Source organism: Nonomuraea angiospora (assembly GCF_014873145.1).
Taxonomy (GTDB): Bacteria; Actinomycetota; Actinomycetes; order Streptosporangiales; family Streptosporangiaceae; genus Nonomuraea; species Nonomuraea angiospora.
The window spans coordinates 6,338,959-6,363,088 of sequence record NZ_JADBEK010000001.1 but is presented as its reverse complement, the minus strand read 5'-3'; the positions used below and the strand labels follow the sequence as shown (position 1 = coordinate 6,363,088).

The following is a 24,130-nucleotide window of genomic DNA, read 5'->3' as shown; positions in this document are numbered from 1 at the left end:
CCGCGCCAAGCCCGCTCACCCGCGCCCGGCCCGGTCACCCGCGCCCGGGTCGCGCGCCCGGTCCCGCCGCTTCGCCTGGCTCCGGCCGCTCGCGCGGGTGACGTTTCGCCGGAGCGGGTCGCGCGCGGCTAGTCGGCGATCTTGATGGCGGCCAGCAGGCCGTCGCCCAGCGGTATGAGCACCGAGCGCAGGCGGTCGTCCGACTGCACCAGCTTGCCCACCTCGCGCAGCGCCACCGTGTCGGCGTCGCGTTGCGCGGGGTCGGCCACCCGGTTGTGCCACAGCATGTTGCCGAAGGCCACGATGCCGCCCACGCGCAGCAGGCGGACCGCCTCGGCGAGGTAGTCGGCGTACTCCTGCCTCGCGCCGTCGGCGAACACCATGTCGTAGCCGCCGTCCGACAGCCGGGGCAGCACGTCGAGCGCCCGGCCCGAGATGAGCCGCACCCTCCCGCCGGCGAAGCCCGCCTCCGCGAACGCCTGTCTGGCCAGCCGCTGGTGCTCGGGCTCGACGTCCACGCTCGTGAGCGTCCCGTCCGTACGCATGCCGCGCAGCAGCCACAGCCCCGAGACGCCGCAGCCCGTGCCGATCTCGACGACCGACTTGGCGTTGACGGCGGTGGCGAGGAAGCACAGTGCCGCCCCGCCGCCGGGAAGGATGGGTGTGGCCCCCATCTCCAGCCCGCGCTGTCGCGCCGTGTGCAGGAGCTCATCTTCCTGATGGAACTGCTCCGCATAGGCCAGAGTGGCCTCCACCGGGTTGGTCATCGGCCGCCTCCCCCCACTTTCGTGCGATTGGTCCACGAGATTGGCACCGATCGCAGCCTAGGGGAGACACGCCAGGACGGGAACTCAGGAGGGACCTAAGGCGTTGCAGGTTTAAACGGGCTTTGCCGGTCCGGAAGGCAGGCAGTGCGCACGAAGGGACGAAACCAGGCACTATGGCGGTAGCGGTGGTCCCAAAGAGAGGAGTTCTGGTGGACGAAAGCGACCACCAGGCGGATACTCCCGTGTCGTCTGACTGGACACCTCCCACATGGGAGGAAGTGGTGCGGACTCACTCCGCACGCGTGTATCGGCTGGCATACCGGCTGACCGGCAATGTCCACGACGCGGAAGACCTCACCCAGGAGGTCTTCGTCCGCGTCTTCAGGTCGCTGTCGAGCTACACCCCGGGCACGTTCGAGGGGTGGCTGCACCGGATCACGACGAACCTGTTCCTCGACATGGCGCGGCGCAAGCAGCGCATCAGGTTCGAGGGGCTGGCCGACGACGCCGCCGAGCGGCTGCGCGGCCGTGAGCCGTCCCCGGCGCAGGCGTTCGACGACGCCCACCTGGAGCCCGACATCCAGGCCGCCCTCGACGCGCTCGCCCCCGAGTTCCGGGCCGCGATCGTGCTGTGTGACATCGAGGGCCTTTCTTACGAGGAGATCGCGGCCACGCTCGGCGTCAAGCTGGGTACGGTCCGAAGCCGTATTCACCGTGGCCGGGCGCAGTTGCGGGAGGCACTCGATCATCGAGCCCCCCGTAATTCTCAACTCCCCCCGACCGTGATCCGTGGGGAGGAATTCTGATGGCTCATCTTGGAGAACGCGTTTCCGCGCTCGTCGACGGAGAGCTCAACCACACCGAGCGCGAGCGCGCGCTGGCTCATCTGACCTTCTGTGCCGACTGTCGGCAAGAGGTCGAGTCGGTGCGGGCGCTGAAGTCGCGCCTGCGCTCGCTGGAGGGGCCGGCGATGCCGGCCGATCTGACGATGTCCCTGCTCCGGATGGCGGAGCCGGGCGGGCCGCTGCCTCCGAGGGAGCGCCCTTTCCCGTCGCGCACCTTCGGCGGGGTGCCCATCCCTGGGCCGCACACCATCGCTCCGCTGGACAACCGCCCGCGCAGGGACGCCACTGGTGGGGTCTCGGGCCCTGGCCGCGGCGGTAGGCGGCGTTCGACCTACGTGGCCGTAGGGGTGGTCTCAGCGGCCGTCGCGCTCGGCACCTTCTTCGCGGCCACCGGCGTCGGACAGAACAACCCGGCGCCGCCGGTGGAGCTGTTCCAGCAGCCGCGCACGCCGGCGGGCGCGCCCTCGACCGCTACTCCTTGACCTCCGGCTGACCTCCGGCTATGCCTGGGAGACTTGGACTTGGCGTACTTGGCAGCGCGCTGGGCATACGATCTGGGTTCGGGATTTGTCACAAGCGATTCCTGACAAATGCTTTATGACCCTCGTATGCCGCAAGAGCGAGGATTGCGGTGGCCGAGCCAAGGAGTGGTGAGACTTAGATGACCGACGAGACGCGCCCCACCGAAGGACGCACGCCGTCGGACTACCCCGAACCACAGGGGCGGCCGGACTTCCTGCCCGCGGACGACTCGCCCGACCAGGCCGGCCGGCTGCCGGAGCCGCCCGCCTCGTTCGGCACCTCTTGGGGCGACCCCTCGGGTCGCCCCTCTTCGGGTGTTCCCCCGTACGGTGGCCCGGCCACCGGCGCCCCCACCTTCACCAGCCCCGCGTTCGGCTCCCCGACCTCCTACGAGAGCCCCTCATACGGCCACGAGGGCAGCGGCCCGTTGTTCGGAGCCTCCAACGACAGCGGCTCCTCGTTCGGAAGCCCTTCCTACGAGACCACCGGCCCCTCCTACGGCAGCGGCCCCACGTATGGGAGCGCTCCTTCCTACGGGAGCGGCCCGTCGTACGGGAGCGGCAGCCCCTCCTACGGCGGCGGCCCGGACAACGGGACGCGCACCTACGAGAGCCCGCTGTTCGGCGGCCCGTCCCCGTCCGGTCCCACCGGCGGCAACACGCCGCCGCCACCGCCGCCGCCCCGGCAGGCGCTGCCCCTGGGCGCGGGCTGGGCGCCGCCGCCTCCCGGCGCGGACGCGGGCACCTCGGGGGGCAGGCGCGGGCCGAGCACGGCCGTCCTCGTCTCGACCGCCGTGGCCATCGCCCTGGTGGCCTCGCTGCTCGGCAGCGTCGGCACCTACCTGCTCACCAAGCCGAGTAGCGGCAACGACCCCGGCTACAGCCTCCCCCTGCCGACCGGCGGCGCCGCCAACCGGGAGCCCGGATCGGTGGCGGGCGTGGCCGCGCGGGTGCTGCCCAGCGTGGTCTCGATCGAGGCCGGCACCACCACCGAGGGCGCGACCGGGTCCGGCTTCCTGATCAAGAACGGCTACGTGGTGACCAACAACCACGTCGTCGCGCTGGCCGCCAAGGGCGGCGAGATCCGGATCATGTTCAACAACCGCAAGACCACGCCGGCCAAGATCGTGGGCCGCGACCCCGGCTCGGACCTGGCCGTGATCAAGCCCGAGGAAACGTTCGGGACGCCGGAGATCACCCTCGGCAACTCCGACCAGGTCGTGGTCGGCGACCCGGTCATCGCGATCGGCTCCCCGCTGGGCCTCACGGGCACGGTGACGACGGGCATCGTCAGCTCGCTCAACCGCCCGGTCATCGCGGGCGACGAGACGGGCGCCGGCACGGAGGAGCCCGCCTACATCAGCGCCATCCAGACGGACGCCGCCATCAACCCGGGCAACTCGGGCGGCCCGCTGGTGAACGGCAAGGGCGAGGTCGTCGGCGTGAACTCGGCCATCGCCACCCTCGGCCGCTCGGTGAACAGCCAGAGCGGCAGCATCGGCCTGGGCTTCGCGATCCCCGTCAACCAGACGCGGCGCGTGGCCGAGGAGCTGATCACCACCGGCAAGGCCAAGCGGCCCAGGATCGGCATCGTCCTGGACAAGGACTACAAGGGCCAGGGCGTGAAGATCGCGTCGTCTCCCAGCGGCGGACGCCAGCCGGTGGACGCCAACGGGCCGGCCGACAAGGCCGGGCTGAAGGCGGGCGACGTCATCCTGGAGATCGACGGGCTGGCCCTGCAGGACGGGAACGAACTGATCGCCCTGATCCGCAGCAAGGCGCCGGGCGCCAAGATCACCATCAAGTACCAGCGCTCCGGCCAGGAACGCACCGCCACCCTGACCGTGGTCGCCGACGACGAGCCCACCCCGACGCCGTCTTGATCCACGCTTAGGTCTTTTCGACGGCGCGGGTGCTCACCACCCGCGCCGTTTTCGGTGCCTGTCCTTGGGTCCTGCACGCCTTCGCAGAGTGAGCAGCACTCGCGCCGTTTTCGGTGTCTGTCCTTGGGTCCTGCACGCCTTCGCGGAGTGGGCGGCACCCCCGCCGTTTTCGGTGCCCGTCCTTTCGGGCCCTTTTACGGCTGAGCACGGTGGGCACCACCCGCCGACCCGGCTGACCGCCCTTCCAGGGAGACGCTCACCGGCTTCCCCGCCGCGCCGCCGTTACGGACGGTGCGACCGGCTGGGTGGCAGACGCGTTGACCGGGGCCGGAGGGGTGTATGCGGGCGATGTCGGTGATATGACCGAGGGTGGACGACCGACCCACCCCCAGGAGCCCTTAGTCTGTGGATAGGCCGGGGTTGTCCTCGGAGTGATTGGACTGCGGTAGGAGCTCACGGTGTTCGGACTCGGGTGGATGGAGGTCGGAGCGCTGATCGTCATCGCGCTCCTCGTCTTCGGTCCCGACAAGCTGCCTCAGGCCGCATCTCAGGCAGGCAAGACGCTGCGCAACCTGCGCCGGATGGCGAACAACGCGCGTGACGACCTGCGTTCCGGGCTGGGGCCGGAGTTCTCCAACTTCGACCCCGCCGACCTCAACCCGAGGAACTTCGTCCGCAAGCACCTGCTGGACGACCTCGAGGACGACTGGAACAACAACAAGCCTCGAGAGCTGGAGCCCGCCACGACGGCTCCGTACTCGCCCGAGCCGGTGGACGAGCTCGGCTACGGGGAGATCCCCCCTTACGACGCAGAGGCGACCTGACGGGCTACGCAAGGCCCGCCGCCGTCCATACGGCTCGCCACGCCCCGGACGGCACACGAGGGCTCAAACAGCCCGCCAGCCGTCCTCCTGGACCACCGTCGCTCACGAGCGCACACATGGCCTTCTGAGGGTTCTCCATGCCCTCTCGGGCGCGCCTCGGTCAACGCTGTTCACCACCCAGCCGGTCACGCCTGGCCGTAGCGGTGGCGCGCCGGGGAAGCCGGTGAGCGTTCCCCTGGAAGGTCGGCCACCCGGGTCGGCGGGTGGCGCCCACCGTGCTCAGCCGTAAAGGACCGAAGGACGGGCACTGAAAACGGCGGGGACGCTGCTCGCCGTGCGCAGCCGCGCAGGACTCAAGGTCGGGCACCGAAACGGCGGGGACGCTGCCCACTTCGCGAAGGCGTGCAGGATCCAAGATCGGGCACCGAAAACGGCGGTAGTGCTGCGCGCAGCCGTAAAGGACCCGAAGGACGGGCACCGAAAACGGCGCGGCTGCTCGCCGTGCGCAGCCGTAACGGGCCCCGAGAGAGGGAAAGGGTGCCCGCCCAGAGGACGGGCACCAAGGATCAGCGGTTGGGGGAGAGGCCGAGTTGGAGGCCCTTGAGGCTGGTGGAGCGCTTGCTGAGGCCGGAGGCGATCTTGCGGAGTTCGGCCGCCGCCGGTGAGTCGGGCTCCGTCAGGACCAGCGGCTTGCCCTCGTCGCCGCCCTCACGCAGCCGCAGGTCGATCGGGACCTGGCCCAGGAGCGGGACGCGGGCGCCCAGCGTGCGGGTGAGCGCGTCGGCGACCGTCTGGCCGCCGCCCTCCCCGAACACGGCGATGCGCTCGTCGCAGTGAGGGCACGGCAGCCAGGCCATGTTCTCGATGACGCCGGCGATCTGCTGGTGCGTCTGTGCGGCGATCGACCCCGCCCGCTCGGCCACCTCCGCGGCGGCCATCTGCGGCGTCGTCACGACCAGGATCTCCGCCGTGGGCAGCCGCTGCGCCACCGAGATCGCGATGTCGCCCGTGCCCGGGGGCAGGTCGAGGAGGAGCACGTCGAGGTCGCCCCAGTAGACGTCGGCCAGGAACTGGTGGAGCGCCCGGTCGAGCATCGGCCCGCGCCAGACCACCGGCGTGTTGCCCTCCGGCTTGAACATCCCGACCGAGATGACCTTGATGTCGTGGGCCACCGGCGGCATGATCATGTCTTCGACCTTGGTGGGCCGCTCGGCGGCGCCCAGCATGCGCGGGATGCTGTGGCCGTAGATGTCGGCGTCGACGATGCCGACCTTCATGCCGTTGGAGGCCATCGAGGCGGCCAGGTTGACCGTCACGGACGACTTGCCGACCCCGCCCTTGCCGCTGGCCACCGCGAACACGCGGGTCAGCGAGCCCGGCTGGTTGAACGGGATCTCCTTCTCCGGCCCCCGGTCGCCTCGCAGCTTGGTCTGCAGCTGCTTGCGCTGCTCGGTGCTCATGACGTCGAGCTCGATCTGGACGCCCGCCACGCCGTCGAGCTTGGCGACGGCGTTGGTGACGTCGCGGCGAATGGTGTCCTTCAGCGGACAGCCCGCCACGGTGAGGAAGATGCCCACGCGCACCACGCCGTCGGGAGCGATATCGATGCTCTTGACCATGTCGAGGTCCGTGATCGGGCGACGGATCTCGGGGTCGATGACGGTGCCTAGGGCTGCCGTCACCTGTTCCTGGGTAGGTGCCATCGAAGTCTCGGCACGAGGGAGTGCCGTCCCTCCTTTGTCGGTATATGTGTGACAGGCGCAGGACGCCAGTGAGGATGCCCCTCCATGGTATGAACGGGCGGCCTCGCTGAGTTAATCCGTGCTGTTAGATGTCTGTGCAACAACGTCTTAAGGTTACTCCGTGACCCTTCTGCGCGACGAGGGCCTGACCGCCGAGGAGCTGGCGGTCTGGCGGATGATGCAGCGCGCCCAGGTGCGCATCACCCGGCATCTGGAGGCGGAGCTGCTCGTCGCCCACGACCTGCCGCTGGCCTCGTACGAGGTGCTCGTGCAACTGGCCGAGGCGCCGGAGCGGCGGCTGCGCATGAACGATCTCGCGGGCCGTGTCCTGCTCTCCCGCAGCGGCCTGACCAGGCTCATCGACCGGCTGCAGCGGGACGGGCTGGTGTCGCGGGAGGCGTGCGCGGACGACGCCCGCGGGCTGTTCGCCGTGCTCACGGACGCCGGCGCGGAGCGGCTGGCCGAGGCCACCCCGACCTACCTGCGCGGCGTCCGCACCCAGTTCCTCGACCTGCTGGGCGCGGAGGAGATCACCCGCGTCCGGGCGATGGTCGCCAAGCTGGACCTCAGCGGCTCTCCCTGAGCTCCGCCCAGCTGGACCTCAGCGGCTCTCCTTGAGCTCTGCCAAGCTGGACCTCAGCGGCTCTCCTTGATCTCCTCCGCGAGGCGTCCGAGCTCGGCGCGCAGGTAGTCGCGCGTGGCCAGCTCGTTGAGCGCCAGGCGCAGCCCCGCGATCTCGCGGGTCAGGTACTCGATCTCGGCCTGGTTGCGCTCGGCGGTCTCGCGGTCCTGCTCGTACTGGATGCGGTCCCGGTCGCCCTGCCGGTTCTGGGCCAGCAGGATCAGCGGCGCGGCGTAGCTGGCCTGCAGCGACAGCATCAGCGTCAGGAAGATGAACGGGTACGGGTCGAACTTGAGGTTCGGCGGCGCGAACGCGTTCCAGATGACCCAGATCGCGACGACCACGGTCATGTAGACGATGAAGCGCGCGGTGCCGAGGAACCGGGCGATCTGCTCCGACAGGCGGCCGAACGCCTCCGGGTCGTAGTGCGGCCGCAGCGAGCGGCGCAGGGCCCGGGGCTGGTCAAGCCGTTCGGTCGTCATGGTCGTCCGTCCCCTCACGCCAGTCCTCGGGCAGGATGTGGTCGAGCACGTCGTCCACCGTCACGGCGCCGACGAGCCGGCCCAGCTCGTCCACGACCGGGGCGGCGACGAGGTTGTAGTTGGCCAGGTAGCGGGTGACCTCGCGCAGCGTGAAGTCCGGCCTGATCGGGTCGATCGACGGGTCGATCACGCCGCCGAGCAGCGTCGACGGCGGCTCGCGCAGCAGCCGCTGGAAGTGCGAGACGCCCAGGTAGGTGCCCGTCGGCGTCTCGGTGGGCGGCCGGGCCACGTAGACCTGCGCCGCGACGGCGGGCGTGAGGTCCTGCTGCCTGATGTGGGCCAGCGCCTCGGCCACCGTGGCGGTGGGGGGCAGGATGACCGGTTCGTTGGTCATCACGCCGCCCGCGCTGGTCTCCGGATAGGTCAGCAGGCGCCGCACGGGGGCGGCCTCCCCGGGCTCCATCAGCGCCAGCAGCCTGGCCGCCTGCTCCTCCGGGAGGTCGTGCAGCAGGTCGGCCGCGTCGTCGGGGCCCATCTCCTCCAGCACGTCGGCCGCCCGCTCGGGCTCCAGCGTGCCGAGGATGGAGATCTGGTCGTCGGGCGGAAGCTCTTCGAGCACGTCGGCCAGCCGGCCGTCGTTCAGGGCGCGGGCGATCTCGATGCGGCGCTTGCTCGGCAGCTCGTGCAGCGCGCTGGCCATGTCGGCGGCCCGCAGCGACTCGAACGCGGAGATCAGCCCGGCCGCCCCCTGGTCCTTCTGCAGCTTGTCGAACCCGGAGACCTCTTCCCAGTCGACGATCCGCGGGTCGCGCCGCCTGCCCTTGTAGAGGGCCACCTGGGTGATCTCCCAGTGGGACGGCTTGATCTCCTCCATGGCCGCGTCGTAGACGGTCATGGGCTCGTCCTCGTGCTCGACGCTCAGGTCCAGCATCTCGCCGATCACCAGCGTCTCGGTGGCGCGCTGCTCGAACCTGCGCATGTTGAGCCGCCCGGTGAAGACCACGGCCCCCGTCTCGATGCGGCGTACTCGGGTGATGGGCAGGAACACCCTGCGGCGCGGCTGCACCTCCACCACCAGGCCGTGCACGGTGGGCCGGAGGCCGATGCGCAGGCCGACCACCACGTCCCTGACCCGGCCGATCTGGTCGCCCGCGGGGTCGAAGACCGGGGTGCCCGGCAGCCGGGCCACGAAGATCTTCACGTGGCCAAGGCTAACAGTGCTGCCCCATTGCGCCTCTGACGCCTCTCATGTCAGTATCAAACGTGCTTAACGGTGATTACTGCGCAGGTGGTGGACGATGAGGTATGCGGGACTCGGGCTCGCCTTCGTCTCCTCCTGGTGTTTCGCGTTCTCGGGGCCGATGGCCAAATATCTGATCACCGCTGGGCTGGCGCCGATCGAGGCCGTCTGGACCCGGATGGCGGGCGCGGGCCTGCTGCTGCTGGCCGTGCTGGCCGTGGTCAAGCCCCAGGCGCTGCGGATCCCCAGGTCCAGGCTGCCGTTCTTCGGGCTGTATGCGGTGATGGCGGTGGCCGGCGTGCAGTCGCTGTATTTCGTGGCGATCACGCGGCTGCCGGTGGGGATCGCGCTGCTGCTGGAGTTCATGGCGCCGGTGATGGTGGTGGCCTGGGTGCGGTTCGTACGGAAGGTGCGGCTCGCGCGGGCGGCCTACATCGGGGCGGTCGTCGCGGTCGTGGGCCTCGGGATCGTGGTCGAGGCGTGGCAGGGGATGCGGCTGGACGCGGTGGGCCTGCTGCTCGGCCTGCTGGCCGGGGCGTGCTGCGCCGGATATTTCCTGATGAACGATAGCTTCGGCGACGACGTGGACCCGCTCGGCCTCATCGCCTGGGGGATGGCGGGGGCGGCCGTGGTGCTGATCCCGTTCGCCCGGCCGTGGGACATCCCGTGGACGGCCTTCACGGCCACCGTCGCGCCGGAGGGCGGCCGGACGCTGCCGGTGCTGGGCGCGTACCTGTGGATGGTGCTGATCGCGACCGTGATCGCGTACATCCTGGGGGTGAACGCCGTGCGGCGGCTGTCGGCCGCGGTGGGGGCCACGGTCGCCTCGCTCGAGGTCATCGGCGGCGCGGTGGTGGCCTGGGCCCTGGTCGGCGAGACGCTGGGCGTCTTCCAGATCTTGGGTGGCCTGCTGGTGCTGTCCGGCGCGCTGCTCGCTCAGACCGCCACGGCGAGTGCCTCGCCCTCACCCGCGGCGGAGCTCGACGCGGAGCCCGTCACCACCAGGAGGTGACCCCCTCAGCGGCCTCAGCGGCGGTCGGGGGTGAGGCGCAGGATCGTGGAGTCGCGGGCCCAGCGTTCGGTGAGGTGCTCGCTGTCGAGGGCGTTGAGCCGCTCCTTGGCCAGCGCGGCCACGGCGTCGGCCGCCGCGGCCTGGTCGACGACCGCGACCGCGGCCTCGAACTCCACCAGCCTGGCGCCGTTGTCCTTGCTGCGCAGCGTGACGTGGACCCGGTCGAGCGCGTCGAGGCCGGGCAGCGCCTGCTCCTCGCCGCCCGTCACCAGGTAGATCGCGCCGTCGTGCCAGGTGTGCCAGGCCAGGCGGGGGCGGTCGAGAGTGAGCCAGAGGATGCCGGACTTCTTGGCGCCCTCCTCGATGGCCGCGGTGTCGTCGCTCACAGCTTCGACTGTAGTCCGTTCAGCGCGAGGACCCGAGCCGCTCCGAGGCGAACGAGCTGATCTCCCTGTCCTCCGCGCGGGCGGCGGCCTCCAGGGGGCCGGTGTCCTCGGCGGCCAGCCGGGCCGCCGCGGCGGCGGCGAACAGGCGGGTGGTGAGATCGGGGTCCCCGAGCCGGGCCACGACGTCCCGGGACGCCGGCCGTCCGGCCAGCCATTCGGTCAGGTCCCTGACCCGGCCGGCCTCCAGCCCCGCCGCTCCGGCCGCCAGCTGGTCCTGCGACGCCCCGGCGAGGAACGACAGCGCCTTCCAGCGCACGGCCGCCTCGGGGTCCTGGGTCAGCTTCAGGGCGGGCGCGAGCACGCCGCCGTGCCGGCCGTTCACGAGCACGACGTCGAGGGCGAAGAAACGGACGTGCCGGAGCGGGTGGCCGAGCAGCGCGGGAAGCTCACCCGTCATCGGAGCGGCGCGCTCGCCCAGCTCCGAGAGCAGCCACGTGCCCGTCCGCACGCACGTGTCGTCCCCGGCGCGCAGGAGCCTGGTGAGGTTCTCGACGGGATATCCGGAGAACAGCTCGTGCAGCAGATCGTTGGCCGCGACCCCGAGCTCTTCGTCCAGGTCAGACGCATGAGCACAAATGCGATCGATCAGGTCGTCGCCCAGCATCAGCCGGTCCTCACCACGGTTCCAGGTCGTCGTTGATCATGTCCAGGGCCTCCTGCTCCCGCCGCATTCTCTCCTGGTGCCCCTTGTCGGAGAACCCGAGCCAGGCCTCTTCCTCCTGGCGGGTCTTGATGCTGTCCTCCAGGTCCTTCTTCAGCTGCTTCTTCTCCTTGTCCGTCATGTTCATGGTGCTGTCCGGGACGTTCCCGTGGAATTTCCCGGTGTTGTCCTTCTTGCCCCACCCCATGAACGTCCGCATGCCGCGACCCCCCGGAGAGGCCGCCTCGAGCGGCCTGGCCGCGTACGGGCTGATCCGGCCCGCCCCGGCGGGCGCGAGGTTGCCGAGGCCGCCGCGCGGTCCGGGCACGCGTTCGCCCAGGTCTTCGAGGCGCCGGGTGATGCGCTCGACCGCCGGGGTGAGGCGGCCGGCCACGCCCCGCTCGAAGGTGTGCTTGATCCGCTGGATCGCCACCCGCGTGGTGGCCGTCCTGGCGGCCACCACGCCCGCTCCCAGCGCGCCGGCTCCCACGGCCACCTTCAGCACGGACGCGAGCTGCACGAGCTGCGTGATCTCCGCGAGCCTGGCGGCCGAGGCCACCGTCGCGAAGCCGTTCACCACCGGCGGCAGGACGTTCATCGCGGCGGCGGTCTGCAGCATGCGTCCGCCGCCGGCACTCTCCCAGCTCTCCGCCAGGGCGGTCGCGGAGGCCCCCTGGTAGTCCTCCGTCGCGCGCCGCACGGTGGAGTCGGCCTGGGTGGCCGCCGCGGCCACGTCGGGGGCGATCCGGTTCACCGCCGCGGCGTCCACCGCCACCTGGTCGGGGTTGACGTCGAGGACGTGGACGCCGGCGAGCTGGGCCAGCCCGTCGACGAGGTTCGAGGTCAAGTCGCCGCCCCGTGCCCGGGGACGGCGCCCCTGGCGGTGGCGTCGGCGTCGCGCAGGGTGGCGGCCGTGTCGCCGAGGCCGCGTCCCGTGTCGTCGAGCACGGCGCCGTGGACGGACAGCGCCCGCACCCCCGCCTGGACGCACTGCGCGACGGCCAGGGCGAACGGCGCGATCAGCCCGTCGGCCCCCCACGACTCGCCGAGTCCCAGGGTGGCCAGCTGCCGGGGCACCGCCTGGTACTGCTCGGCGTGCTGCGCCAGCCGGCTCGACCCGGCCTCCAGGGCATGCGGATCCGCGCTGAAGCCTGCGTTCATTCCGGTCAGCCTAAGCAGCGGATGACTTCCGGATGAACAGTTCGAAAATCCTCGAAACGGCCGACGTTCTCCGGGCGTCCGGCGAGACTGGGCCGCGTGAGACCGTCGTCCATCGAGGAAGACCGCGACTACCTGGACCGGCTGCTCACGCAGGCGGAGACCATGATGCGGAGCCTGGCCGGCGCCCGGGCCAGGATCGGGCGGATCACTGGCACGGGCCAGGCGGCCGGTGGCCTGGTGAGCGCGGTGGCCGACGGCCACGGCAGGGTCCGGGAGCTCGTCGTCGACCCGCGCGGCATGCGGCTGGGCGCCGAGGCGCTCGGCCGGGAGGTCGGCGAGGCGCTGCGGGCCGCCCAGCGGGACGCCGAACGCCAGGTCCACGACCTGATGGCGGAGATCGACGCGCAGACCCCGCGGCTGCCCGAGGCGCTCGGCGCGGACTTCGTGCAGGAACGCGTCGAGCAGGTTTCCCGCGAGATCGAGGCCCGCATGGGATCGGCCTGGCCGGGCCAGTAGCGTGTGCGCATGCGCTCACGCCGTTCCGTGCTCGCCGTGCCAGGCAGCAACCCCAGGTTCCTGGAGAAGGCCCAGACCCTGCCCGTCGACGAGGTCTTCCTCGACCTGGAGGACGCGGTCGCGCCGCTGGCCAAGGAGGAGGCGCGCAAGAACATCGTGACCGCGCTCCGCGAGGGCGACTGGTCCGGCAAGACGCGCGTGGTCAGGGTCAACGACCTCACGACGCAGTGGACGTATCGGGACGTGATCGAGGTCGTCGAGGGCGCGGGGGAGTTCCTCGACTGCCTGATCCTGCCCAAGGTGCAGGACCCGACCGAGGTCGTCTGGCTCGACACGCTGCTCACCCAGATCGAGAAGTCCATGGGGTACGAGGTGGGCCGCATCGGCATCGAGGCGCAGATCGAGAACGCCCGCGGCCTGGTCAACGCCGACGCCATCGCCGGCTCGTCCAAGCGCCTGGAGACGCTGGTCTTCGGGCCGGCGGACTTCATGGCGTCGATCAACATGCGTACGCTCGTCGTCGGCGAGCAGCCGCCCGGCTACGAAGAGGGCGACGCCTACCACTACATCCTCATGCGGCTGCTCATGGCGGCCAGGATGCACGACCTGCAGGTCATCGACGGGCCCTACCTGCAGATCAAGGACGTCGAGGGCTTCAAGCGGGCCGCCAGGAGGTCGGCGGCGCTCGGGTTCGACGGCAAGTGGGTGCTCCACCCCGCCCAGGTGGACGCGGCCAACGAGGTCTTCTCGCCGTCGCAGGACGACTATGACCACGCCGAGCTCATCTTGGAGGCGTACGAGTACTACACCTCGGTCGAGAAGCGCGGCGCGGCCATGCTGGGCGACGAGATGATCGACGAGGCCTCGCGCAAGATGGCGCTCGTCGTGGCGGCCAAGGGGCGGGCCGCCGGGTTGAGGCGGACGAAGAGCTTCACACCTTGAAGCCGATGACGGCGAAGAACCAGAACGACGACGTCAGCCAGAGCCCGATCAGCGCGGTGAACGCCAGCCCGCCGAGCACCGGCAGCGTCCAGCCGGGCGCGTCGTGCTTGGGCAGGGCCAGCATCTTCGCCGTGAACACGCCGTAGAAGAAGCAGCCGAGCAGCGAGTGCGCGAGCACCCGCGGCACGTCGTACTGCAGGCCCAGGGCGTAGAGGCAGTGGAAGGCGACGGGGATCGTGAGCAGGAACGCGATCCGCCCCGACCAGCGGTGCACGCCGGGCGGGATCGTGACCCCGAGCCTGCCCCACATCGACAGGGCCGAGACGACCTGCACGATCGCGAGCACGAACGCCCCCGTCGTCAGCCACGCCTTCATCGGCAGCGCGCCGGAGAACCCGGCCACGCCCACGGCGAACCCGGTGGGCGTGTGCACGCGCCCGTAGACGCCGAGCGCGAGCGCCGCCAGGCCGCCGGCCAGCAGCGGCACGAGGAGCGGGGTCAGCCCGCGGGACTGGTGGGGGAGGGCGGTCATTGCATCTCCTCGATGAAGCCGTCCACGTCCTCAGGCTGGATCGTGGTGTCGCCGACGGTCACGGGCGCCGTGGGCCGCTCGCCCTGCAACTGGGGGATCGGCACCTGCGTGTCGCCCTCGAAGGCGGCGCCGACCTGGGTGTAGCCGCCCCCCGGGTTCTTCAGCACGATCCAGCCGGCCCGCAGCTTGGCGCCCCTGACGAGCGCGGTGGCGCGGTAGAGGCCCGACGGCTTGACCACCGTGGGCGCCACGAAGGTCCACTTCTTGCCGCCGACCGCGACCGAGCCCCTGGCCCGGCCGCCGCCCAGCTCGGCGGTGACCTTGGCGCCGCCGAGGCCGGTCAGCTGCAGCTCGCCGTCGGACTCGCTGCCCTTGAACCAGGCCTCGGCCTTGCCGTCGCAGAAGTAGCCGACGGCCTTGCCGTCTCTGATCGAGATCGCGATGAGGCCGCCGTTGCCCTTGACGTAGCCTCCGTAGTCCGCCTTCGCGGTCTTCTTCGGTTCGGTCCGCTGAGGCGAGGGCGTGGCGTCCGCCTCGGCCTCGGCCGATCGTGACGGGGCCGCGGCGGTCTCGCCCGCCGACGGTGCCTCCGCGGCGGTGTTGGCGGCTTCGTCGTTGGCCGCCGGTGTCGCGGTGACGCTGGCGACACCCAGCCCCACGGCGAGCACTGCTCCCGCCGCGAGGGTGATGACAGGTCCCAGCCTTGACATGGACTGCTCCCAGGGTCGAAATGCCGTACGCCTCCGAGCATCCGCCTAAATCGGTGAGCCGTCTGTGAACTATTGCGCATCGCGCGGACAGAATGGATAGATGCAGGAGAATCCAGGGCGCCAGCCGCCCGTTTACGGCATGCAGCCGCCGGTCTATCCGTATCAACCGCCGTCCTGGTTCCTGCCGACGCCGATCGGCGCGAGTTACGACCACCTGGCGAGGAATGCCGCGACCCGGCCGTGGCGGGCGATCGTGGGCACGCTGGTCGTGGCCACCGGGTTCGTCGTGATCGGCGCGGTGGTGGTGTGGGGCGGCGTGGTGATGTCGCTGCTCCTCGGGATCCCCGCGCCGCTGGAGTCCGAGGGGCAGCTGTTCGGCGATCCGGTGTTCTCGCTGGTCGTGGTGTTGCTGTCGCTCGCGCCCGTGCTGCCCCTCGTGTACGGCACCGCGGCGCTCGTCCAGCGCAGGCGCCCCGGCACGCTCTCGTCGGTGGCCGGGCGGCTGCGCTGGCGCTGGCTGCTGACCTGCTCGGGCCTGGCGGTGCTGGCCCTGCTGCTGGGGCAGGGCGCGCAGGCGCTCGCGCTGTCGGCGGCCGGCGAGGACGCCGAGCTGTTCGGCTGGGCCGGGTGGTCGGGGTTCCTGCCCGCGCTCATCGTGATCCTGCTGCTGGTGCCGTTCCAGGCGGCCGCCGAGGAGTACGTCTTCCGCGGCTGGTTCATCCAGGCGGTCGGAGCGCACGTGCGCAATCCGGCCTGGTCCATCGTGCTCGGGTCCGCGCTGTTCATGTCGTTGCACGGGTATTCGTGGGCGGGGCTCGTGGACGTGTTCGGGTTCGGGGTCGTGATGGGCTTCCTCACGGTGCGTACCGGAGGGCTGGAGTCGGCGGTCTCGCTGCACGTGCTGAACAACCTGCTGGCCTTCGGGCAGGCCGCCGCCGCCGGGCATCTGTCCGACGCGCTGGACCAGGGAAAGGTGCCGGTGCCCTGGCAGGCATTGTCGGGAACGGTGGTGCAGCTCGGGGTGTATGCGTTTGGTGTGTTGTATCTAGCCAAAAAACAGTCAATTAAGACTACTTCGGAATAAATCGGTCGTGAGGTGCCGGGAATCTCGCTAGAGAGGTCTCGCTATTCCGGCTGAGTCATGCTGGTCTGGTCCTGTGGAACGGACCAGCGTCCTCGTTCCACCCGTACGACGTTCGACCCCATAGGAGGTAGGGCGCGTGGCCTCCGGCCCCAGCGAACCGCCACGGCGACCGCCGGATGACGACGAACCTCGTCCCGAGGGCGCCTCTGAACCGCATTCCTCCGAAGAGCCGAGGATCAGCCATTCGCCGCCGGGTCCCACTGACGACCGGGCCAGGGGCTTACCGCTGAGCTCGCCCTGGGGCATGCCGCCCTTCGCCGCCCCCGTCCCGGACGACGAGCCGCAGGAGCCGCCCAAGGGGCGCCGGCCGTACAGCTCGCCGACGGCCGAGCCCGACGTCGAGCCGCGCCGCCGCCCCCGCCGCGTCGTCAACCACCCGGACAAGCTCGTCGCGGGCGCCCCGCTCCATCCGCCGCGGGAGGCGCCCGAACGGTCCGAGCCGGACGCGGAGGCCGCACCCGCCCCCGAGCCCTCCCCTGAGCGGTCGTCCCGGCCCGCGCCGCCGTACCGGCTGGTGTATCCCGTCCCGGAACGCGCCGAGGCCGCCGCACCCGAGCCGGCACCCGAGCAGGACGAGGAGCCGGCCGGGCGCGACGAGACCCCCGAGGCCCCGGAGCAGGACGGCGAGCCCGAGGTGCGGCGCGTCGGGCGCCCGCCGGCGGGCCGCCCCACGAGGCCGGACCTCCTCGTCGCCACCGGCGGGGCGCCCCAGGGGTCGAGCGGCCGGCACCACAGAGGCCCGGCGCCCTCCGCCGTGCGCAGGTCCAGCCCCGTACGCCGCCGCAGCAGGTCCACCCCCGTAGCCCTGACCCTGGCCGTGGCGATCCTCGTGGCCGCCGGCGTGCTCGTGTGGCAGTGGACCTCGGACGAGGCCCCGGGGCTGCGGCTGGAGGCGGGCACGGGGCGCTCGGGGGACGAGCTGTTCACCGTGCCGGCCGCGGGCGAAGGCGCCAACCAGAAGCTCAACGACATGGCGTCCGTGGGCCGCGCGGTCGTGGCGGTCGGCAGCGACACGACGAGCCCGACCCCGCGCCCGCTCTTCCTGTTCTCGCCGGACGGCGGCAAGACCTGGCAGCTCGGCCAGGTGAACGGCGCCTCCACCCCCACGGTCCAGCGGGTCGTCGGCGGCGGCGGGCGCTGGCTGGCCAGCGGCGGCGACGGCGTGTCCGGCGAACGCGGCCTGTGGACCAGCACCGACGGGTTCAGCTGGACGGCCGTGGAGGCGGCGGGGCTGGCCGCGTTCAGGTCCGGTGACCAGATCAACGACATCGCCAGGACCGCCTCGGGTTTCGTGGCCGTGGGACGCACGACGGGAGACGACGGCGGTTCGGGCCCCGCGGCCTGGCGCTCCGCCGACGGCCGGACCTGGGAGCGGGTCGAGACCAGGGAGCTGGAGGTACGCGAGATCAAGGCCGTGGTCGCCAAGGGCGACACGGTCGTCGCCATCGGAGACCCCGCGGTCGGCGAGGGATCGCGGGTGCTCCGATCGGCGGACGGCGGGCGGGACTGGCAGGCGACCGCGTTCCAGCTGCCCGAGGTCGCCCCGCACAGCGGGATGGTGGCCGTGTCGCCCAAGAGGTTCGTGCTGGTGCCGACGCGCTTCCCCACGTTCACGGGCGACCTGCGCGTCTACTGCTCGCCGACCGGGGCGCAGTGGTCGCAGTGCGGCTCCATCGGCGGCCTGAGCGGCGAGAGCACGGGCGTGGAGACGCTGGTCTCCTTCCCGTCGGGCATCGCGGCGATCACGCAGGCCGGCCTGGGCCGCTACTCGGTGCTGACCAGCACCGACGGGCGCTCGTGGAGCAAGCGGACCGACCTCGGCAACCTGACCGGCGCGACGCTGCGCGGGTTCACGATCGCCGACGGCGGCACCCTGTTCGCCGGCGGCGACCAGGCGGTGTCCGACGTCGACAACCAGCTCGTGCTCATGGCCGCGCCGCCGCGCGGCGGCGCCTCGCGCGTCCAGCTCGGGCAGGTCGAGGGCCTGACCAGGATCGCCCGCGAGACCAACGCGCTGGCCGGCTTCGCCGGCAGGTACGTCGCCGTCGGCTCGGCCTCCGGCGACGCGGGCCTGTGGACGATCAGGGACTGGGCGAGCTGGAAGTCCATGAGCCTCGGCGGGCCGGGCAAGCAGACGCTGGAGGACGTGGCGCACGGCAGCCGCGGCTGGCTGGCCGTCGGCTCGACCGAGACGAACGTGGCCCTCACCGACCCGCTCCTCGTCACCTCCGCCGACGGGGAGAGCTGGAAGAAGGTGGACGTCACCGGCGACCTGGCCCGCGACCCGAACGCCCCCTCCCTGGAGACCCACGTCGTGACGGCCGGCAAGGAGGGCTACGTGCTGGCCGGCGAGGCCAAGGACCAGATGGGCACGGCGAGCGCCGCCATGTGGTTCACCCCAGATCTGCGCAAGTTCACCAGGTCGAAGAAGCTGCCGCAGGGCGGCTCCGGGGTGCGGATCTACGACGCCGTCGCCACCGGGGACGGCGGTTACGTGGCCGTGGGCGGCTCGGGCGGGGCCGACCAGGAGAGCAGCGTGGTCTGGCACTCCTCGGACGGCGTCAACTGGAGCGCGCGCAAGCGCGTGGTCCCGCCGGACGCCACGTCGGCCGGGCTGCGACGGGTCACGACTTATCAGGACAAGCTGGTGGCCGTCGGCACGGCCGTGTCGGGAGGTTCGCGGCGCGCCTTCGCGGCGGTCTCGGACGACGACGGCTCGTCCTGGCAGACGGCCTGGCTGCCCGCGGACCAGGCGGCGGCGGTGTACGACCTGGCCGCGGCGGACGAGGGGCTGGTGGCCGTGGGCTGGCACGGCGTACCGGGAGAGGGCGACAGCGCGGCCTGGACCTCGCAGGACGGCCTGTCGTGGAACCGCATGGCGCTGACCAAGGACCGGCTGGCCGGCCAGGGGGCGCAGTGGCTGTCGGCGGTGGCCGTGTCGGGCTCGGAGGTCGTGGCGCTCGGGCGCTCCACCACGTACAACGCCGACCACCTGATCCTCTGGACCTCCAGCCTCACCTCGAACCGATAGGACCCCGGTGTGCTGCGCCGCTTCAGCGGGGCAGCACACCCCAGTCGGTCAGCGACTCCAGGAGGCCGTCGGCGAGCGGCAGCCGCGCCAGCTCGTCCACGCCGCACCAGCGCACGTCGTCGGCGTCGTCCCCGGCCACGGGCACGCCTCCCGCCACGGTGGCGAGGTAGTCGCGGATCACGTACGTGGCCCCGCCCAGGCCGGGGCGGTCCACCGTGCCCGCCAGGCGGCCCACCTCCACGCGCAGCCCGGTCTCCTCCAGCACCTCGCGCCGCACGCCCTCGGCGTCCGTCTCCCCGGCCTCCAGGCGGCCACCGGGGATGGACCACTGCCCCTTGCCCGGGGGACGCCCCCGCTTGATGAGGAGCAACCGGTCGGAGGAGTCGAAGATAATCGCGCCGACACAATTTACGCGCACATGACCAAGATTACGACGGGACAACGGGAAGCACCCTTGACGGGCCGGTGCCGGAGAAAGCACCGTGGGTAGTTGTGAGAGCGGCTCCGACTTGCCCACGGTGCTTTGGCCCGCTTCACGGGCCGAGTGTGTGGTCCAGCGCGTACCGATGCGACACGCACGGTGATGTCCTGCCGTATCAGCCTCCGTGGCCGCCGACCGGCACGGCGTTGGAGGCCATCCGCAAGAGCTCCGTGGTGCCCGTGTGGCTGCCGTGGCCGTTGCCCGCCGGCTGGCTGGTGACCGGTTTCGGGGAGGTCGGCGACGAGCGCACCGGCGCCCGGGCCAGCGTGGTCGCGCTGACGGGGCCGTCGCTGACGGAAGGCCCCGCCGACCTGCTCGTCATCGCGGAGGAGCCGGGCATCGGGCTCGGCGCGGCGTTCGCCGGGCTGGACGGCCCCGATCCGGGCGAGGGGTTCGACACGGGGCCGCCGAACGCCAAGATCGGCGTGCTCGGGCATCCCACCGCGCTGTGGTGCGTGGACGGCGCCGACGACCGGGCCGTCTACGCGGGCGAGGCGCTGGGCAACTGGCTGTGGGCCATCGCGTGGCCGGCCGACGCCGGGTGCATGATCGCGCTGGCCGAGCTGTCGTTGCTCGACGCCCGCGACCATGAGCTGGACGTGCCGTTCGGCGCTTTCTCGCCCAGGCTCGAGGATTAGGCGTGCTTTCACGCTCTTGATTCGCGCTCTCATGCAGACGGGCTAGAGTTCGGAGGCGTGACAGCGCGTATCGAGCGAGTGGTGACCGAGGGCGTCGTCGACATCGACGGCACCGAGTACAAGGTCGAGAACAACACCTGGATCATCGGTGACGACGACGAAGTCATCGTCATCGACCCGGCGCGCGCCGCCGAGAAGATCCTGGAGCAGGTGGGCGAGCGGGAAGTGCTGGCCGTCATCTGCACGGCGGGCCTGCCCGACCACGTCTCCGCGGCCATCGAGGTGGCCAGCCGGGACGAGGCCGTGGTCGCCCTGCATCCCAAGGACAAGCCGCTGTGGCGGGAGACCTGGCGGGAGACCTGGCCCGACATCGACATGGAGGACGACGGCATCTTCGGGGTGGCCGACGTCCAGCTCGACGTCATGGAGACGCCCGGCATCTCGCCCGGCGGCGTGTCGCTCTACTGCGAGGCGCTCGGGGCCGTCTTCACCGGCAAGGCCCTGCAGGCCGACGGGCCCGGCAAGCTGGGCGGCGACTACCCCGCCCTGGCCGACCAGCTGACCTCCATCGGCGGGCGGCTGTTCACGCTGCCGGCCGAGACGCGGGTGCTGGCCGCCCACGGCGACGAGGTCACGATCGGCGACCTCGAGCCGCACTTCGACGACTGGGTGTCGGGCTCGCTGACCCGCACGGACAGCGCCGACGACGGCCCGCTGACCGACGGCACCAGGCTCTCCGGGATCAAGCTCGACCCCGACGACGAGTGAGGCGAGACAGGACGGCGGCTTCCGGGCGACCGGGCCGCCTCCACGGAGTGGACGCCATGAGCGCGCGAGGCAGCGCCGCCGCCTTCGCGGGGTGGAGGCCATGAGCGCGACCCAGGGGCAACTCCCGCTGGACGGGATGCCGCGGCGGCTCTACTCGTGCACGCCGTCGCGGCTGAACGCGTGGCTCGACTGCCGCCGCCGCTACCGGTTCACCTACCTTGACCGGCCGCAGCCGTCCAAGGGACCCGCGTGGGCGCACAACAGCGTCGGGGCGAGCGTGCACAACGCGCTGGCGGGGTGGTGGCGGGAGCCGTACGACCGCAGGACCCCGCTGACGGCCGCCATCCTGGTCACGAACGGCTGGATCGCCGAGGGGTTCAGGGACGTCGAGCAGTCGGCCCACTGGCTGGGCCGGGCCCGCGACCTGGTCTCCGGATACGTCGCGACCTTAGACCCCGGCGACGACCCGGTGGGCGTGGAGCGCACGGTCGCGACCCGTACCAAGGTCATGGCCCTCTCCGGCCGCATCGACCGGCTCGACCGGCGCGGTGACGAGCTGGTCGTGGTCGACTACAAGACCGGCCGCCGGCCGCTCACCGAGGACGACGCCCGCTCGTCCCTGGCCCTGGCCGTCTACGCGGTCGCGGCCTCCACGATGATGCGCACGCCCTGCCGTACGGTCGAGCTCCACCACCTGCCGACCGGCGAGATCCTGGAGTGGCGGCACACCGAGGAGTCGCTGGCCCGCCACATCCGGCGTGCCGAGGACGTCGCGACGGAGGCGTCGGCGGCCGACGAGCGCTACCGCGCGCTCGTGCCCGCGCCCGCGCCCGCCAAGAAGGGGTCCGCCGCTTCGGGAGAGCGGCCGTCCGTCGGACCGGCGGCGGTGCCGGACGAGATCGACGAGCTGTTCGCGCCGAGTCCCGGCCCGATCTGCTCCTGGTGCGACTTCCGCCGCCACTGCCCGGAGGGCCTGTCGGCGGCTCCCGACCGCAATTCGTGGGACGGCCTCGCCGAGTGACCCGCCTGCCGGGGCGAGCGGCGGAGGGGACCGCTCGCCCCGGTTAACGGCATTTGCCGGAGGGCGCACAGTTTCCCGGGGAAAACAGTGGTTATGACGGGAAAGTGGCTCCTATCGGGCGGTTACCGGCGGCAGTGGCGCTGGGCACACTCTTCAATCCCCTGAACTCGTCCATGATCGCCGTAGCCCTGGCCCACATCGAGGCCGAGTTCCACGTGGGCATCGCGGCCGTGACGTGGCTGGCCGGCGGGTTCTACCTGGCCGGCATCCTCGTCCCGCCCGTGATGGGCACGCTGGCCGACCGGCTGGGCCCGCGGCTGGTGTTCTGCGCCGGGCTGGTGACGATGGCCGTCACGGGCGTGCTGGCCGCGCTGGCCCCGTCCTATCCGGCGCTGGTCGGGATCAGGCTGCTGCAGGCGTTCGGGAGCTGCGCGACGATGCCCGCCGGGATGGCGATCGTGCAGGCCGTGATGCCGGGCGAGGACGGGAGGCCGCCGCCGCGCGTGATCGCGACGATCTCCATGGTGCTCACCGCCAGCGCCGCCGCCGGTCCGGTGCTCGGCGGGTTCCTGGTCTCGTTGTGGGGCTGGCAGGCGATCTTCCTGGTCAACGTCCCGCTCGCGGCGGTCGCGCTCATCGCGGCCCTGCGCTGGCTGCCCAAGGTCCGCGTGGACGGCCCGAAGCAGGCCCTGCTGCCCCGGCTGAGGCCCGGGCTGCTGGCCACCTGCGGCCAGTTCGCCCTGGTCAACGTGGTGTTCTACTCGGCGTTCTTCGTGGTGCCGCTGTGGGCGCAGCGCTCGGCGGGACTGCCCGCCCACATCGCCGGCCTGCTGGTGCTCCCCATGGCCGGGCTGGCGATCGTCATGACGCCGGTCGCGGTGGCGCTGGCCGCGCGGCTGGGGATGCGGACCGTGCTGGTGGCGAGCGCGGCGCTGCTGCTCGCCGGCTCCTTCCTGATCCCCGCCGTCGGCCCCGTCTGGCTGGTGCTGGTGGCGGCGGGACTGCTGGGGGTGGCGTCGGCGCTCAGCCAGTTCGGGCTCAACTCGCTGGTCTTCGTCCACGCCGACAGGAGCGAGACCGGGGTCGCCGTGGGGTTCTTCCAGTCGTCCAGGTACGTGGGCGCCGCGACCGCGTCCACCCTGCTCGGCGTGCTGTTCGACGGCGGGGGCATGGGCCGCAGCGGATGGACGATGGCCGGCGTGTCGGCGGTCGTGCTGGTCGGCGGCGCGCTCCTGCCGGTCAGGCGGCCGGCTCCCGCGGCCACCGACGGGGATCGGTCAGGCCCTTGAGGCCCCTGCTCACGTCGTACCCCACCGCGCCGAGACGCTCCCTGGCGGCCCGCAGCATCTCGCGCGTGGCCGGCATGAACGCGTGGTCGTGCACCGGCTCCGGCAGCGAGTTCATCCCCAGCCTGAAGGCCCTCAGCGCGGCCGTGACCGTCGCGCGCGGCACCTCCGGCAGCGCCCCGTACATCCGCCTGGCCCAGTCCGGCAGCGTGTAGTAGCACAGCGCGCCGAACGGGAAGTAGGCGGGCTTGCCCGCCGACAGGTGCCTGAGCTCGGGCGGCAGCCTCGGCCACATCAGGAACCGCACGGTCGAGGCCGCCTCCTCCGTGACGCGCAGGCCGGGACGCGCCTGCTTGAAGTAGGCGTCCATCTCCGCGCACGAGCCGGGCACGTCCTCGGGATGCAGGCCGACGTACGCGGCGCTCTTGCGCTGCTCGTGGAGGTAGCGGTCGGCCTGGCGCTCGGTGAGGCCCAGCCCGCCGCGCCTGGCCACCTCCAGGTACGACGACACCTCCGCGCAGTGGACCCACAGCAGCAGCTCGGGCTCGTCCACCCGATGGGTCCGGCCGGTGTCGGGGTCGTGGACGCGCAGCGCCTTGTGGATGCCGCGCACCCGCCTGCCGATCTCGTCGGCCTGCTCCGGGCTGCCGAACGTCACCCGCCCCACGAAGTCCGCCGTGCGGCGCAGCCGTCCGAACGGGTCCTCCTGGAAGTTGGAGTTCTGCCAGACGCCGCGCATGGCCAGCGGGTGCAGCGCCTGCAGCATGAGGCCGCGGACGCCGCCCACCCACATCGACCGGTCGAGATGCACCTGCCACGTCGCGCTCTGCGGTGGCTGCACGACGAGGTCCTCGATGTTCGCCATAGTAAGTAAAG

26 protein-coding genes are annotated in these 24,130 nt (G+C 71.7%); 14 read left to right on the top strand and 12 right to left on the bottom strand.

The annotated features are described in order from the left end of the window. Positions 1-128 precede the first annotated feature (128 nt). Complete coding sequence (locus H4W80_RS28660; RefSeq protein ID WP_192787923.1) at positions 129-767, bottom strand: O-methyltransferase; 639 nt, start codon at positions 765-767, stop codon at positions 129-131. A gap of 173 nt (positions 768-940) precedes the next feature. Here H4W80_RS28660 and sigE point away from each other — a divergent pair, with 173 nt between their 5' ends. The 4 genes from sigE (at position 941) to H4W80_RS28640 (ending at position 4,840) form a co-directional block, all read left to right on the top strand. Continuing rightward, positions 941-1,573, top strand: a complete 633-nt coding sequence (gene sigE, locus H4W80_RS28655; RefSeq protein WP_192787922.1) for an RNA polymerase sigma factor SigE — start codon at positions 941-943, stop codon at positions 1,571-1,573. Beyond that, a complete protein-coding gene (locus H4W80_RS28650; RefSeq protein WP_192787921.1) occupies positions 1,573-2,094 on the top strand; it encodes an anti-sigma factor family protein in 522 nt (173 codons plus the stop codon). The genes sigE and H4W80_RS28650 overlap by 1 nt, the downstream gene beginning before the upstream one ends. Before the next feature lie 179 nt (positions 2,095-2,273). Continuing rightward, positions 2,274-4,016: a S1C family serine protease gene (locus tag H4W80_RS28645; protein WP_192787920.1), complete on the top strand. Its 1,743-nt coding sequence runs from the start codon at positions 2,274-2,276 to the stop codon at positions 4,014-4,016. Positions 4,017-4,474: 458 nt separating this feature from the next. Continuing rightward, a complete protein-coding gene (locus H4W80_RS28640) occupies positions 4,475-4,840 on the top strand; it encodes a sec-independent translocase (protein WP_192787919.1) in 366 nt (121 codons plus the stop codon). A gap of 566 nt (positions 4,841-5,406) precedes the next feature. Here the strand turns inward: H4W80_RS28640 and H4W80_RS28635 are convergent. Then, on the bottom strand, positions 5,407-6,543 hold the full coding sequence (locus H4W80_RS28635; protein ID WP_192787918.1) for an Mrp/NBP35 family ATP-binding protein: 1,137 nt from the start codon (positions 6,541-6,543) through the stop codon (positions 5,407-5,409). 160 nt (positions 6,544-6,703) lie between these two features. Between H4W80_RS28635 and H4W80_RS28630 the strand changes: the two genes are divergently transcribed. Continuing rightward, the gene (locus H4W80_RS28630) at positions 6,704-7,165 is read left to right on the top strand and encodes a MarR family winged helix-turn-helix transcriptional regulator (RefSeq protein WP_318787101.1); all 462 of its coding nucleotides are present in this window, start codon (positions 6,704-6,706) and stop codon (positions 7,163-7,165) included. 53 nt (positions 7,166-7,218) lie between these two features. On the opposite strand, the gene H4W80_RS28625 is transcribed toward H4W80_RS28630, so the two are convergent. Together H4W80_RS28625 and H4W80_RS28620 are read right to left on the bottom strand one after the other, a co-directional pair. Next, positions 7,219-7,686: a DUF1003 domain-containing protein gene (locus H4W80_RS28625; RefSeq protein ID WP_192787917.1), complete on the bottom strand. Its 468-nt coding sequence runs from the start codon at positions 7,684-7,686 to the stop codon at positions 7,219-7,221. Beyond that, positions 7,667-8,887 (bottom strand): magnesium transporter MgtE N-terminal domain-containing protein, encoded by a 1,221-nt coding sequence (locus H4W80_RS28620; protein ID WP_318787100.1) that lies wholly within the window; start codon positions 8,885-8,887, stop codon positions 7,667-7,669. Before H4W80_RS28620 ends, H4W80_RS28625 begins: the two co-directional genes overlap by 20 nt. A gap of 97 nt (positions 8,888-8,984) precedes the next feature. Between H4W80_RS28620 and H4W80_RS28615 the strand changes: the two genes are divergently transcribed. Further along, the gene (locus H4W80_RS28615; RefSeq protein ID WP_192787916.1) at positions 8,985-9,938 is read left to right on the top strand and encodes an EamA family transporter; all 954 of its coding nucleotides are present in this window, start codon (positions 8,985-8,987) and stop codon (positions 9,936-9,938) included. A gap of 14 nt (positions 9,939-9,952) precedes the next feature. On the opposite strand, the gene H4W80_RS28610 is transcribed toward H4W80_RS28615, so the two are convergent. Genes H4W80_RS28610 through H4W80_RS28595 form a run of 4 tightly spaced genes read right to left on the bottom strand, consistent with a single transcriptional unit; the run spans position 9,953 to position 12,185 of the window. Beyond that, positions 9,953-10,324, bottom strand: coding sequence for a hypothetical protein (locus tag H4W80_RS28610; RefSeq protein WP_192787915.1), 372 nt, complete (start codon positions 10,322-10,324; stop codon positions 9,953-9,955). A gap of 19 nt (positions 10,325-10,343) precedes the next feature. Beyond that, on the bottom strand, positions 10,344-10,988 hold the full coding sequence (locus tag H4W80_RS28605) for a hypothetical protein (protein ID WP_192787914.1): 645 nt from the start codon (positions 10,986-10,988) through the stop codon (positions 10,344-10,346). A gap of 10 nt (positions 10,989-10,998) precedes the next feature. Beyond that, entirely contained in the window at positions 10,999-11,871 is an 873-nt protein-coding gene (locus H4W80_RS28600) for a hypothetical protein (RefSeq protein WP_192787913.1), read from the bottom strand. Next, positions 11,868-12,185 (bottom strand): hypothetical protein, encoded by a 318-nt coding sequence (locus H4W80_RS28595; RefSeq protein WP_192787912.1) that lies wholly within the window; start codon positions 12,183-12,185, stop codon positions 11,868-11,870. The genes H4W80_RS28600 and H4W80_RS28595 overlap by 4 nt, the downstream gene beginning before the upstream one ends. A gap of 96 nt (positions 12,186-12,281) precedes the next feature. Here H4W80_RS28595 and H4W80_RS28590 point away from each other — a divergent pair, with 96 nt between their 5' ends. Beyond that, positions 12,282-12,701, top strand: a complete 420-nt coding sequence (locus H4W80_RS28590; protein WP_192787911.1) for a YbaB/EbfC family nucleoid-associated protein — start codon at positions 12,282-12,284, stop codon at positions 12,699-12,701. Positions 12,702-12,710: 9 nt separating this feature from the next. Beyond that, positions 12,711-13,643: an HpcH/HpaI aldolase/citrate lyase family protein gene (locus H4W80_RS28585; RefSeq protein WP_192787910.1), complete on the top strand. Its 933-nt coding sequence runs from the start codon at positions 12,711-12,713 to the stop codon at positions 13,641-13,643. Here the strand turns inward: H4W80_RS28585 and H4W80_RS28580 are convergent. Together H4W80_RS28580 and H4W80_RS28575 are read right to left on the bottom strand one after the other, a co-directional pair. After that, positions 13,633-14,175: a DUF6529 family protein gene (locus tag H4W80_RS28580; protein ID WP_192787909.1), complete on the bottom strand. Its 543-nt coding sequence runs from the start codon at positions 14,173-14,175 to the stop codon at positions 13,633-13,635. The two genes, H4W80_RS28585 and H4W80_RS28580, sit on opposite strands and share 11 nt — an antisense overlap. After that, on the bottom strand, positions 14,172-14,885 hold the full coding sequence (locus tag H4W80_RS28575) for a hypothetical protein (RefSeq protein WP_192787908.1): 714 nt from the start codon (positions 14,883-14,885) through the stop codon (positions 14,172-14,174). The genes H4W80_RS28580 and H4W80_RS28575 overlap by 4 nt, the downstream gene beginning before the upstream one ends. A gap of 100 nt (positions 14,886-14,985) precedes the next feature. Between H4W80_RS28575 and H4W80_RS28570 the strand changes: the two genes are divergently transcribed. After that, positions 14,986-15,969: a CPBP family intramembrane glutamic endopeptidase gene (locus tag H4W80_RS28570; RefSeq protein WP_192787907.1), complete on the top strand. Its 984-nt coding sequence runs from the start codon at positions 14,986-14,988 to the stop codon at positions 15,967-15,969. A 304-nt stretch (positions 15,970-16,273) separates the two neighbouring features. Further along, the gene (locus H4W80_RS28565) at positions 16,274-19,060 is read left to right on the top strand and encodes a DUF6242 domain-containing protein (protein WP_192787906.1); all 2,787 of its coding nucleotides are present in this window, start codon (positions 16,274-16,276) and stop codon (positions 19,058-19,060) included. Between the two features lie 22 nt (positions 19,061-19,082). On the opposite strand, the gene H4W80_RS28560 is transcribed toward H4W80_RS28565, so the two are convergent. Further along, the gene (locus H4W80_RS28560; protein WP_192787905.1) at positions 19,083-19,478 is read right to left on the bottom strand and encodes an NUDIX hydrolase; all 396 of its coding nucleotides are present in this window, start codon (positions 19,476-19,478) and stop codon (positions 19,083-19,085) included. A 47-nt stretch (positions 19,479-19,525) separates the two neighbouring features. On the opposite strand from H4W80_RS28560, the gene H4W80_RS28555 reads away from it, so the two are divergent. From H4W80_RS28555 to H4W80_RS28540, 4 genes are all read left to right on the top strand, one after another. Beyond that, a complete protein-coding gene (locus H4W80_RS28555) occupies positions 19,526-20,179 on the top strand; it encodes a DUF6758 family protein (protein WP_318787099.1) in 654 nt (217 codons plus the stop codon). A gap of 57 nt (positions 20,180-20,236) precedes the next feature. Continuing rightward, positions 20,237-20,947: an MBL fold metallo-hydrolase gene (locus H4W80_RS28550; RefSeq protein ID WP_192787903.1), complete on the top strand. Its 711-nt coding sequence runs from the start codon at positions 20,237-20,239 to the stop codon at positions 20,945-20,947. 100 nt (positions 20,948-21,047) lie between these two features. After that, complete coding sequence (locus tag H4W80_RS28545) at positions 21,048-21,968, top strand: RecB family exonuclease (RefSeq protein ID WP_192787902.1); 921 nt, start codon at positions 21,048-21,050, stop codon at positions 21,966-21,968. Between the two features lie 104 nt (positions 21,969-22,072). After that, positions 22,073-23,257 (top strand): MFS transporter, encoded by a 1,185-nt coding sequence (locus H4W80_RS28540; RefSeq protein ID WP_318787098.1) that lies wholly within the window; start codon positions 22,073-22,075, stop codon positions 23,255-23,257. Here the strand turns inward: H4W80_RS28540 and H4W80_RS28535 are convergent. Further along, positions 23,208-24,119, bottom strand: coding sequence for an oxygenase MpaB family protein (locus H4W80_RS28535; protein ID WP_192787900.1), 912 nt, complete (start codon positions 24,117-24,119; stop codon positions 23,208-23,210). The genes H4W80_RS28540 and H4W80_RS28535 overlap by 50 nt on opposite strands. Positions 24,120-24,130: the final 11 nt, after the last annotated feature.